At 43.9% G+C, this 11,776-nt stretch carries 8 protein-coding genes; 4 read left to right on the top strand and 4 right to left on the bottom strand.

Annotated features, from left to right (window positions below):
- Positions 1-226: 226 nt before the first annotated feature.
- From ACP69U_RS03535 to ACP69U_RS03525, 3 genes are all read right to left on the bottom strand, one after another.
- Positions 227-715, bottom strand: a complete 489-nt coding sequence (locus ACP69U_RS03535) for an META domain-containing protein (protein WP_055125201.1) — start codon at positions 713-715, stop codon at positions 227-229.
- A gap of 312 nt (positions 716-1,027) precedes the next feature.
- The gene (locus ACP69U_RS03530) at positions 1,028-2,140 is read right to left on the bottom strand and encodes a lipase secretion chaperone (RefSeq protein ID WP_426137829.1); all 1,113 of its coding nucleotides are present in this window, start codon (positions 2,138-2,140) and stop codon (positions 1,028-1,030) included.
- Positions 2,141-2,214: 74 nt separating this feature from the next.
- Entirely contained in the window at positions 2,215-3,291 is a 1,077-nt protein-coding gene (locus tag ACP69U_RS03525) for an esterase/lipase family protein (protein ID WP_198330349.1), read from the bottom strand.
- A 298-nt stretch (positions 3,292-3,589) separates the two neighbouring features.
- On the opposite strand from ACP69U_RS03525, the gene map reads away from it, so the two are divergent.
- A complete protein-coding gene (gene map / locus ACP69U_RS03520) occupies positions 3,590-4,381 on the top strand; it encodes a type I methionyl aminopeptidase (RefSeq protein WP_372815769.1) in 792 nt (263 codons plus the stop codon).
- A 215-nt stretch (positions 4,382-4,596) separates the two neighbouring features.
- On the top strand, positions 4,597-7,359 hold the full coding sequence (gene glnD, locus ACP69U_RS03515) for a [protein-PII] uridylyltransferase (RefSeq protein ID WP_426137828.1): 2,763 nt from the start codon (positions 4,597-4,599) through the stop codon (positions 7,357-7,359).
- A gap of 106 nt (positions 7,360-7,465) precedes the next feature.
- On the opposite strand, the gene ACP69U_RS03510 is transcribed toward glnD, so the two are convergent.
- Positions 7,466-8,137, bottom strand: a complete 672-nt coding sequence (locus ACP69U_RS03510) for a hypothetical protein (protein WP_426137827.1) — start codon at positions 8,135-8,137, stop codon at positions 7,466-7,468.
- A gap of 257 nt (positions 8,138-8,394) precedes the next feature.
- Between ACP69U_RS03510 and dapC the strand changes: the two genes are divergently transcribed.
- Positions 8,395-9,663 carry a succinyldiaminopimelate transaminase gene (dapC, locus tag ACP69U_RS03505; RefSeq protein WP_426137826.1) on the top strand — a complete coding sequence of 423 codons (1,269 nt, stop codon included), beginning with the start codon at positions 8,395-8,397 and terminating at the stop codon, positions 9,661-9,663.
- Positions 9,664-9,821: 158 nt separating this feature from the next.
- Positions 9,822-11,762 carry a DUF294 nucleotidyltransferase-like domain-containing protein gene (locus ACP69U_RS03500; RefSeq protein ID WP_426137825.1) on the top strand — a complete coding sequence of 647 codons (1,941 nt, stop codon included), beginning with the start codon at positions 9,822-9,824 and terminating at the stop codon, positions 11,760-11,762.
- Positions 11,763-11,776: the final 14 nt, after the last annotated feature.

Below are 11,776 nucleotides of genomic sequence, written 5' to 3'. Positions count from 1 at the left end.
TTGACAATCAAGGCTAAAAGATTGAGTGCATTAAAATATCCTAGCCTAAAGACTTTACTTAATAGCAAATGACAGTGTAGCGTAAACCATGCCAAATTTTGGACAAAAAAATACCCCACTAGATAGTGAGGCATTTTTAAAACTACATCTGGCTTTTATAGAACACTGCTTTTATTCAACATTGCTTTTCGCAAATACTATTTAAAAACCATCTGTAATGATTGAATTATTTAGAAACGGCTTTGAAATGAGCAACTTGATTGCTATTGGTAATGGTCAATATAGGCGTGTTATTGGCATTTTTACTGATGCTATATTTACCTTGTACGGTCGCTAAAGTCGCAGTATCAAAACTTGCTTGTGGCTCAGGGCATGCCATCATAGTAGATAAAACGTTGCCTAATACGACATTGCCGTTCACAACCTTGTAGTCAGCGCCCATGTTATTACAGGTGTTCATAAAGGTCACACGGTCACTGCCGCTGTCTTTGAAGAACTTTAGCGTCAACGGCTTCGCTGGATCAAAGAACAATTGGCTAACCTTATCACCATTGCTGCGTTTTGCGTCAACAAGCTGCCAATCATATGCTTGTAGCGTATTAGAAGTAATTGGTTGAGTCACTGGCGCTGTTACGCTAGGCGTGGTTTGGCAACCAGCAGCCAATGTACCTACCGCAAGCGTCGCTGCCATCATCATTTTAGTCATGTTTTTCATATAAACTCCTCTAGTGGTTTTTTTAGAATAAAAAATAGCTCTTATCCTAAACATTCGTTTTTATTATGATTAATTTACTGTTTTATTCATTACTCTCAATAATGCGGTCATTATGCACAACTGGAGCTTAACTGTCATTATAGATTGAGTGTATGATTACCCTGTTATTTGTTGCGCTCTATAGTCTTTTTGCTAACCTCTATTGTTAGACAGTACATTAACTGCTAACACTTTTTATATAACTTCTCGAATATACCCTAAAAACCGACAATTTCTCATTAAAACCATTGTTTTACTCATTTATGCTAGGCATTACTCTAGATTGGCGAGGTTCTGTTGTTGCAAAGCAGCATAGCCTACCAAACGCTTGCGTTCAGCCTCACTAAATAGCTGCTGTTCGATTTGATTGATTTGGGTTTGTGCTTGCGTTTTATCTGCACTTTGATTTAATAAGCGCTGTTTTTGGGCTTGATATTGGTCGAAACGTTGAGCAAAGTTAGCATCTTCTGCATCAACTTGCGCGAGGCGTGTGGCGGCTGGAGCACCTACCAGATCACGACGCATGTTATACAATTCCTGAGCCGTTGCCCCTTTTGCTTGCATCTGTTTTGTGCGATTCATCAGCTCGTTCAGGTTGGCTTGCTGGGTGATACCGGCTTTGAGCGCATTATCCGGCATACGGCTTATATAGTTCTGCCGCGTTGCCTCTTTTTGCACATCGTTTAGCTGCTGGTTTTGGTTAATTCTGACCATCTCCATACTATAATTATCATACTCCTCTTCTGCACCAAAGAAGGCGGTAATGGTTTCTTTAGTAAAATACTGCTGACGCAACTTGGCTACATCTTGCTTTTGCTGAGCGACGACATTTAGATCCAGCTCACCGCTTTTTGCCGCTTGTAATTGCAGATTGCCATAACGTTCTTCTATTTCAGTAATGGCTTTAAGATAGGTAATATATTGGTCAAATATAGCGACCGTTTGACTAGCGGCAGGCTCTGGCGTGTGGTGACGAATATAGCTTTCAACACGGGCATAAATAACCGCTTCATCTTCTTCACCCAGCGCCGACAAAAAATAATCGAATAAACGCCGTAGACCTTCAGTGACGACCAACTGCTTATTTTCGTCAATGATGATTTCGCCGTCAATTTGCGTGCCTTGTAATGAGCGCGGCAAATGCTCCAATCCAGTGACAAATAGAGACTGGTTTTGGGCGGCAGTTGTTTGCACTACTTGGCCATTATCCAGCGCAGTTGATAGAGTAGCATCAGCCTCATTAGTGAGGGCACTGGATACTGGTTGCGCTGTAGCCATACGTGTATTATCAGGTTTGAACCACATAATCACCGCCGCCGTTATGGCTATGCTAACCACGGCGATTATAACTATTGGTAGATAGGCTGGGCGGCGATTATTCGACATAAATGAGGGTTCTTTTATAAGTCAGCTTAAAGGCTTATGTTTTTAAAAGCGTATGTTCTTAAAAGCTTACATTATTAAAGGTTAGCGTTTTTAAGACGATTGACCTGAGTACGATAGATAGATTTTGGCTCAGAATCGCCCCATGCCGTCAGACCCAATACTTGATCGGCTGAATCCAAATGGTTCATTCTATAATTATCCCGAATCACATAACCAAGACGACTTGAGCAAGCAGACACCAACCCATCATTAGACTCGCCTGCAAACGGCACGCTCGTTGCTGCCAATAAATAATCACTAGGATCCAGTGCGCTTGTTATTTGCCCAACCCCGCTGAACGAATAGTATTTAATGCCATTGACGGCAGTACTGGTCGGCTGACCACAATAATTTTTTGGCATTGCTGCAGGAAATTTGGCATTGAACTTAGCAGCACCATCCGTTGATAGAGCCACGAGCGCTTGCCAGCCATCTTGCTCTTGTATCTCTTTAAAACTGATACCTGAACCCACGTCTGTAAAGCCACCAATCAAATTGAACACGCCTGAGACTAGCTGTGTTGTGACATTGGATGGATTACCTGTGGTGTTGTTTGGCTCAAGGGTGTTTTTGACAAAATCTGCCGTTTTTGACCCTTGTTCTGGGCTTGAGACTGCCGTAACTGATGCGACATATTTTGGCGCGACGCCAGCGACATAGCGGATATCTATACCGCCTTGACTGTGTCCAAATAAATTGACTTTAGGCTCACCTGAAATGGCAGTGATGGTTTTGACTTGTTGCAGCAGCTGCTCTCCGCGAATCTCACTGTTATTGACGGCTGACGTTTTGGTGGTATATACCTCTGAGCCGCCTTTCATCAACTCTTGAGGAATGCCATTGAAGTAGTCGATAATCCCAAATAAGTTAGTGAAGCCGCCAAGACCATGTGCCATAACAATTGGGTATTTTGTATCAGTATGATTTGACGTCCAGTATTTGTTGCTGACCAGCTTGCATCCGGTTGAATTGGCACAATTATAGTATTGACCAGCAGCTTGAGCCGAGGTGGTTTGTAGAGCCATTAAGAGTACACCGGCACCGATAGCACCAAGTGAGGGGAGAAATGCGCTGGGCGTGAAAGCCGAAGCTAGAGAAGATTTTAGCGTCATAATAACGTCCTTGTTATCATTAATTTTGATTATCTTTACCTCATAATATCGGCAAAGATTGCTGCTAATTCCTTTAGCATGCAAAATTACATTACTTATATCTTCTGTAACATTCAACTAAATTGTCAAAATATGAATATATTATCGTGACTAGAGGGTCACAACTGCTCCTACTTCGCTGTAAAGCAATTATTATCAATAATAATGATAGGTTCACTATCACTTAACGTAAAACAGTAGCGTCTTCATTTATGTTATAATTCAAGCCATTAATTCCATAACTATAAGTAATATAATGATGACTAAAAAATCCCTTATCCAGTCCCCAGAAGCCATAGAAAAAATGCGCGTGGCCGGTAAACTTGCCAGTGATGTCCTTGTCATGCTCGATGAGCACGTTCGAGTTGGCATCAGTACCGAGGCACTTAACCAAATCGCCCATGACTATATCGTTAATGTGCAACAGGCTATTCCTGCACCGCTTAACTATAATGGCTTCCCAAAATCAATTTGTACCTCGATTAATCATGTGGTTTGTCATGGTATTCCAGCCGAAAACAAGCTACTGAAAGATGGTGATATCATCAATATCGATGTGACCGTGATAAAAGATGGCTACTATGGCGATACCTCAAAAATGTGGATCGTTGGTAACGGCTCTATCATGGCACAACGTATCTGCAAAGTGGCACAAGACGCCCTATATGCTGGTATGAGTGTCGTCAAAAACGGTGCGCGTCTAGGTGATGTCGGTGCTGCTATCCAAGCAGTGGTCGAGCCTGAACGTTTCAGTATCGTTCGCGAGTTCTGTGGTCACGGCATTAGTAATGAGTTTCACCATGAGCCGCAAGTCATGCATTATGGCAAAAAAGGTACAGGCTTTGAGCTAAAAACAGGCATGACCTTTACCATCGAGCCGATGATTAACCAAGGTACATGGCAAACCAAGATTTTGCCTGATGAATGGACGGCAATTACTAAAGACCGTAAGCTGTCAGCACAGTGGGAGCATACGATGGTCGTGACCGATAATGGCTGTGAGGTGTTTACCACTCGCCCTGAAGAAGACCTAAGTTTTTTGACCCAGTAATATCAAAAAAGATCGCCTAGGCGGTCTTTTTTTTGGCCAATAATTAGGTCATATTGAGTATTGTGCTCACCCGCTTTTTATCTTTATACTCTGATGACTTAATAACTTATATTGGTAACTTATATTTGTGGCTTGTGTCAGCTACCAGCACACTGGTGATTCTACGCTTTTCAGCTGAAACGTTTTATTTTAAAACTCTTAACGGGATAACACTCATGTTTACTTGTGATGTCGCTTCTATCGATCTGACACCTTTACCTCTATTATCAAAGGATATAGCGACAAACGCATCACTGCTAGCGGACACCCCTGTCACTGAAAAGTCGCTACTGGGTATTCCTCACTGGTTGACTCAAATTAATCAAGATATTAACCGTGCACTTGAACGCGGTGTCAATATTCGTCAATTGGTCGCGGCACGCTCTGGTGCGATCGACGAATTGCTGACTGCCTTGTTTAACTGGTTTGAGCTGGATAAAACAGATTTGGCTTTATTTGCCACAGGCGGTTATGGTCGCGGCGAGCTGTCGCTTTATTCAGACATCGACATTTTATTGCTCTCCCCTGATGAGATTGGTGCTGATGCCAGTGGGAAAATAGATCGGTTGGTGGCGCTATTGTGGGATATAGGATTAGAGCCTGCTCTCTCGGTACGTAGTGTTAATGACGCTTTAGAGGCGTCGCTCGATCACACCATTGCCAGTGCCCAGCTAGAAGCTCGGCTATTAATTGGTAATGAGGCTTTACAGGATGTGCCCGTTCAAATTGTCAATAAACAGTGGTCGCCACGTGAGTTTTTTGAAGTAAAAATCGCAGAAGCTAAAGCACGATACTTACAGCACAATGCCACCGAGTACAACCTTGAACCCAATATAAAAACCGCCCCTGGTGGTCTACGCGACATTCATATCATCGGCTGGGTAACCAAACGCTATTTTCGAGTGGGTAAGCTGTATGACTTAGTACAACAAAACTTTTTGACTGAAAAAGAGTTCGATGAGCTGAACTTTGCAGAAGGTTATTTATGGCAAATACGTCATTATCTGCATGTATTGACTGGTCGCAACGAAAACAAGCTGCTGTTTGATTATCAGCGTGAAATTGCCCAGTTGATGGGTTATGAGACGCAGCCAGACGATCAGCCAAATGCCGCCGTCGAGCGTTTTATGCGCGACTATTATCGCTGTGCCATGCAGATATCAACGCTGTCTGAGATGCTGACCAATCACTATTACGAGACGATTATAGAGCCGCAGTTGCCTGATGATGAGCGTCCAAAAAAGCAGCCAATCAATGCGCGCTTCAACCAAGTTGGTGACCAAATCGCCATGGCGCATCATCGGGTTTTTGCTCAGCACCCTGATGCTATCCTAGAGATGTTTTTACTGATGGGTCAGTACGGTATCAAAAACGTGCGTACTCATACGTTGCGTGCGCTAAAAATCGCCGCGCGTGGCATCGATCAAGTCTACCGTGATAACCCCGCTCACCAAGCGCTCTTTTTAGCCAATTTAAAAGAGCAGAATTATCTGTTTCATCGCCTGCGTGCCATGAATCGCTACGGCGTCTTAGGCAGCTACATTCCTGCGTTCGCCCAAGTGACGGGTCTGATGCAATATGATTTATTTCACCGTTATACGGTTGATGCGCATACCTTATTTTTGATTCGGATTTTGCATCGCTTCACCGACCCACGGTTTTATGAAGATTTCCCACTGGTCAGCTCTATCTTTCAACGTATCGAGCGCAAGGAAATCTTGGTACTGGCCGCCATGTTCCATGATATTGCCAAAGGTCGCGGTGGCAACCATAGTGAGCTTGGTCAAACCGAGTCGACTGAATTTTGTTTGGCGCATGGTATGAGTCTGGCAGATGCCAATTTGGTCGGTTGGCTAACTCGCTATCATTTATTGATGTCGATGACTGCTCAGAAAAAAGACATCTCAGATCCAGAAGTGGTCACTATTTTTGCCAACTTAGTCGGTAACGTCACCCACCTCAATCATTTATATGTGCTCACTGTTGCGGATATGAATGCGACCAATCCACAGTTGTGGAACAGCTGGCGTGCCACATTAATGAAACAGTTATACTCACAAACTCGGCGCATTTTGCGCGCTGATATCGATGCACCTACTAATCGCCAAGATATGATCAGGGCCACACGCACCCAAGCATTAGCGATGCTCGATAATGTCAACAATCAACACATGAATCGCGATGAAGTCTTGAGGCTATGGGATGATTTGGGTGATGAATATTTCTTGAGAGAAATTCCTGAAGACATCTTATGGCATACCGAAGCCATTTTGAACCATCCGCCGATTGGTCTTGCTTCTAATGCAGATAGCCCGCCATTGGTGGTATTACGTGAGCATCGTGAGTTGGCCCTTGATGCGGTACAGGTCTTTGTTTATACCCAAGATCAGACGAACCTGTTTGCAGTCACCATGGCTGTATTCGATCAAATGAACTTGGATGTTTTAGACGCCCGTATCATTACTGCTACCCGCGATTTTGCTTTGGACTCCTATGTACTGCTTGATCCCAGTGGCACACTATTGGTCGATGAGGACAGTCAACAAGAGCTCAAACAGCGCCTAATCAATGCCTTTAAAGACCCGACACTACTGAAACTTACCAATAAGCGCATACCGCGTCAGCTCAGACACTTTGAAGTGACCACGGTGATTAATTTTGATTTTAATGAGGCTTCTGATCAGCATATTATGAGCTTAGAAACCCTTGATCAGCCGGGACTATTGGCAAGAGTAGGACAGGTATTTTTGCAGGAGAAAATTGAGGTGCATGCGGCGCGTATCACCACTTTGGGCGAACGTGCAGAAGATATGTTTTATATCAGCGATCAAAATGATGAACCGCTATCTGCTGCTAGACTTGACGCACTACGATCCGCCTTGATGGCCAGTCTCAGTATGCAAAGAGAGCAGCCTGCTGCTTACAGCAAATGTGATTGAACAAATGGGCTTACAAGATAAGTCTAAGATAAATACTCAGCGTGTATCATCCATTCATTGATGGCATGCTTTGTATTTTTTAACCCGTTAATACCAAAAGCACCTTTTATAAGGTGCTTTTATATATCATTTCGCTAGCGTGCTCATTGAGCTCATCATCCGCAAGATCTGGTGGCAGAATCTCTGCTTCAATCTGCTTTTGCGTCAGTATTAAACGCCCAGCGTTGACCTCTTTTTGCAGCAAACAATGCAAACTTGCTAAATGAAAATCCCCCTCAAAACACTCATAGATTTGTCTTAGAGAAATAGGCGATTTGGCATGCACATCGGGATAAAGGCTGTCCTCTGCTAAGATAATCATCTCATTCAGTGCCTCTTCACGCATCAACTCATCTTTATCGATTTTACGCTGCAAGCTGTCTGCCATTCGACTTTTGGACGCGAGCATGGCCACAAAAACCACTGTCTGTAAGACAAATAAGGCAATATATTGCCATAAGGGCAGTAAAATACCGAGCTGATTGCTAAGCAACATCAGCACCATCGCAACGATCACGTAACTGACCAGTTGCCACAGTAACCACATCATCAAGCTGTTTTCACCATACCAAAACATTTTTCGTTCTTTATGGCTAATTAATTGCTGGCGAGCTTGCCACCAGCTTTGCTCCCGCTGTTTTAATAGTTCGTACAATTTGGTTCGCTGTTGCGCATCATCAAAATTTTCATCTTGAATGTCTGTCGCGTTAAGATCATTAGTTTTTGAGATACTAGGCATATCAAATTATCCTCACCATAATCTATCATTAGGGCTGACAGCAGTTTTTTGTATTGTTATAAGTTATCAATTGATAAGCTTTTTTTAGGATTTTTAAATCTGTGACGGCTTCATTAGTTATTATAATTTATGGTTAAATAGCTAAGCAGCTTAAGCAAGAGAAGTAAAAGACAAAAAATAAGAGAAGTGCTACACTGCTTAAATGTAATTTTTCTTTATAACTTTATTATTAATTGTCTATTATAGTTACCCTACTTATGAATCACAACTTAACGTACCTGCATCCTTACCCTTTTGCAAAGATGGCAACATTGCTTGCTAACAGTGTGCCAGCCCATGACTACAGTGAAATCAAGCTCGGTATTGGTGAACCAAAACATGAGCCGCCAGCGTTCGTGCTGGACGTACTACGTGAAAATTTGGACAAAATAAGTCGTTATCCAACGACTAATGGCATGTTTGAGCTGCGCCAAACCATCGCGCATTGGCTAGAAAAACGCTTCTTTTTGAACCATGTCGATGCCAATACGCAAGTATTGCCAGTAATGGGCACACGCGAAGCTATTTTTAGTCTGGTACAAGCAGTCGTGGATCATAAAGTAAGCGATACAGAGAGTAGTCCGCTGTCTGTCTCTGACCCATTATCTGCCGTTTCTTCTATGACTGCTCCTACGACTGCTCCTACAATAGTCATGCCCAACCCTTTTTACCAAATATATGAGGGTGCAGCGATACTGGCGCAAGCCGAGCCTTATTTTGTGCCTTGTACACTGGACGATGACTTTAAAGGCAACTATCGCGCCGTACCAAAAGACGTTTGGGCGCGCACGCAGTTGCTGTTTGTTTGTAGTCCGAACAATCCGACGGGCTCGGTCATGACAATGGAGGATTGGGAGTATCTCATTCGCCTGTCAGATCAGTACGATTTTATTATTGCTAGTGACGAGTGCTATAGCGAGCTGTATTTTGATACGGCGCCGATTGGACTATTGCAAGCCTGCGCTGCCCTCGGTCGTCATGATTTCAAAAACTGTATTGTCTTTCACTCTTTATCTAAGCGTTCAAATCTGCCTGGTTTACGCTCAGGGTTTGTGGCAGGTGATGCCACTATTTTGCAAGCTTATCTGCAATATCGTACTTATCAAGGCTGTGCGATGCCGATACCACATCAGCTCGCCTCGATCGCTGCATGGCAAGATGAAAAGCATGTGGCACACAATCGCGCTCTGTATCAAGAAAAGTTTGCCTTGTGGATGTCTGAGCTTGGTGAGCTACTAGAGTTACGAATGCCTGAGGCTGGATTCTACTTTTGGATAAAGGTCCCTGAGCCGTTCGATGGGGATGATGAGCGGTTCGTCAAAGCACTGTACGAGCAGGCCAATATTCACGCACTAGCAGGGCGCTATCTGTCACGTGATATTGATGGCAAAAACCCTGGGCAAGGCTATGTGCGCATTGCGCTCGTTGCGAGTGTTGATGAAAGCCGTGAAGCAATAAACCGTATTAGAAAATTACTAGGCGCATAAGCAGTCGCTTTATACGCAAAAGCTTTCAAAAAAACAGCAACCTCTAATAGCCACAATATTACTGTGGTTATTAGAGGTTTTTTGCTTTAATAATGCTATAGTAAAGTGTCTTTTATCATCGATTATCTTTTACCAAATATGCCATCAAGGATGATGCCATGCCCCATCTTGACTTTACCCAGCCGCCCTTTGACGTATTGAGTCTGGCTGAACGCCAAAGCATCAGGAAAAATACCCAAATCCGCTACCTCGCCAAAAATGAGAATCTAACTGCCGAAGAGTTGCAGTATCTGTATGTGGTCATTAAAGGGCAGATTGAGCAATTGCTTGATGGTGAGTTTGTTGCCTCTTACTTGGGTAGTAATCACTCCGACCATCTCAATAATAACGACTGGTTTGACAGCCGTCGTCTGCCTGAATCATTGACTGAGAATAGCCCTAATACTGAAGCGCTGCAGACCTATCAGTTTCGAGCCGCTGAGGATACCTTGTTGCTCCAAGTCGCTGGTAGCGCAGTCGATAAAATCAGCGCCCAAAATCATCTAGTGCGCCAAATGCTGTCAGACAAATTGCCCGAACGGCTAAAGGCATTACAGCAGCGCCGCAATAATAAATCCATAGTCTCTGCCAGCTACAATGACCAACAAGAAGTGCAGCAAATCATGTTGCAGCCCGTCATTGATGTCAATCTATTGCCAGTCCATATCGTCAACGCCAATAACAGCTTATACGAAGCCGCGTCTATCATGACGAAAGCGGGGCTAAAACACGTACTAGTGCAACCATTAGACAACCTAAAACACGAGGGAGAGGTGCGATTTGGTACTGGTCATCTATTGGGTATTTTGACCGATACCGACATTTGCCGCGCCGTGAGTGACCAGCAAGATCCAGCCACTACCCCCTGCCAGCACTATGCTAATTTTAACCTGCGTACCATCAAAGCCAGTGATGAGATTGGTGATGCATTATTGACCATGACCCGCTATCGCATCCATCGGCTACCAGTGATGGATCAAAATGGGGATGTCGTCGGTATATTGGGACAAAGCGATATGCTTGCGCATATTGGTCATCATTCACAGCTCATTAGTATCCAAATCGAGCAAGCAAAAGACTTATCGAGCTTAGATACCGCCGTCGAGCTTATCGGTCGTTACATTCGCGCACAACATCAAAACGGTGTCAAAATCGGTAATATCAGCCGTATGGTACAGACCTTGAATGCACAGGTATTTACCAAGCTCTGGCAGCTTATCGTGCCTGATGAGGTCATGACAAATACCTGCCTGATTGTGATGGGCTCCGAGGGGCGCGGTGAGCAAATCATGCGTACTGACCAAGACAATGCGCTCATCTTACGTGACGGCTATACTCACCCTGATCTGGCAGAATTTGCGGATACTTTTAATCAGCATTTAGCAGACCTCGGTTATCCACTGTGCGATGGTAATATCATGATGACCAACCCTATGTGGCGACAGCCGCTAAAACAGTTTAATGCCCAGATTGGTTTATGGTTTAGAAATACGGATCCCATGCATGGTATTTATTTGTCTGCCATACTCGATGGCGAATATGTCTGCGGAGATGAGTCATTATTGACTCAGGTGCGTCAACATTTAAAGGTTGCCCACAGGCAGTCAGACCCTATGTTTGTACGCCAGTTCGCGCGCGCCGCGCTACAGTTCGGTGATGTCAATCAGTGGTGGCAAAAATTCGTGCCTTTGCTCGGTGGTAAATCCGGGTCAGAAGACATTGATCTAAAGAAAGCCGGTATTTTTCCACTGGTTCATGGCATTCGTACCTTGGCGTTAGAAAACGATATCTTAGAGCTGCCCAGTAGTAAAAATCGTCTTAAAGCTTTGGTACAAGCGCGCGCCTTGACCCAAGAGCGCGCAGATACTCTACTAGAAGCCTTGGAGTTTTTTATGGCACAGCGCCTATCAGTCGCATTATCAACCGATGATAAACATGCACGGCAAGTCAACCCAATGACCTTGACCGCGCTTGAGCGCGACTTATTAAAAGAGTGTTTGGCCGTTGTTAAAAGCTTTAAAAATCAGCTACGTCAGCATTATCAACTAGAGCTCGCATAAGTAAAACAATCGCA

It is taken from the genome of Psychrobacter sp. TWR1-1-1, assembly GCF_049895865.1.
Taxonomy (GTDB): Bacteria; Pseudomonadota; Gammaproteobacteria; order Pseudomonadales; family Moraxellaceae; genus Psychrobacter; species Psychrobacter immobilis_A.
Note: the sequence above shows the minus strand (reverse complement) of the source record. Positions and strands in the feature narration are given on the sequence as shown.

Bases quoted from the DNA above. Each gene is read 5' to 3' on its own strand.
- ACP69U_RS03525 (WP_198330349.1), bottom strand. From the start codon at position 3,291: ATGACGCTAAAATCTTCTCTAGCTTCGGCTTTCACGCCCAGCGCATTT.
- map (WP_372815769.1), top strand. From the start codon at position 3,590: ATGACTAAAAAATCCCTTATCCAGTCCCCAGAAGCCATAGAAAAAATG.
- ACP69U_RS03535 (WP_055125201.1), bottom strand. From the start codon at position 715: ATGAAAAACATGACTAAAATGATGATGGCAGCGACGCTTGCGGTAGGT.
- ACP69U_RS03510 (WP_426137827.1), bottom strand. From the start codon at position 8,137: ATGCCTAGTATCTCAAAAACTAATGATCTTAACGCGACAGACATTCAA.
- glnD (WP_426137828.1), top strand. From the start codon at position 4,597: ATGTTTACTTGTGATGTCGCTTCTATCGATCTGACACCTTTACCTCTA.
- ACP69U_RS03500 (WP_426137825.1), top strand. From the start codon at position 9,822: ATGCCCCATCTTGACTTTACCCAGCCGCCCTTTGACGTATTGAGTCTG.
- ACP69U_RS03530 (WP_426137829.1), bottom strand. From the start codon at position 2,140: ATGTCGAATAATCGCCGCCCAGCCTATCTACCAATAGTTATAATCGCC.
- dapC (WP_426137826.1), top strand. From the start codon at position 8,395: ATGAATCACAACTTAACGTACCTGCATCCTTACCCTTTTGCAAAGATG.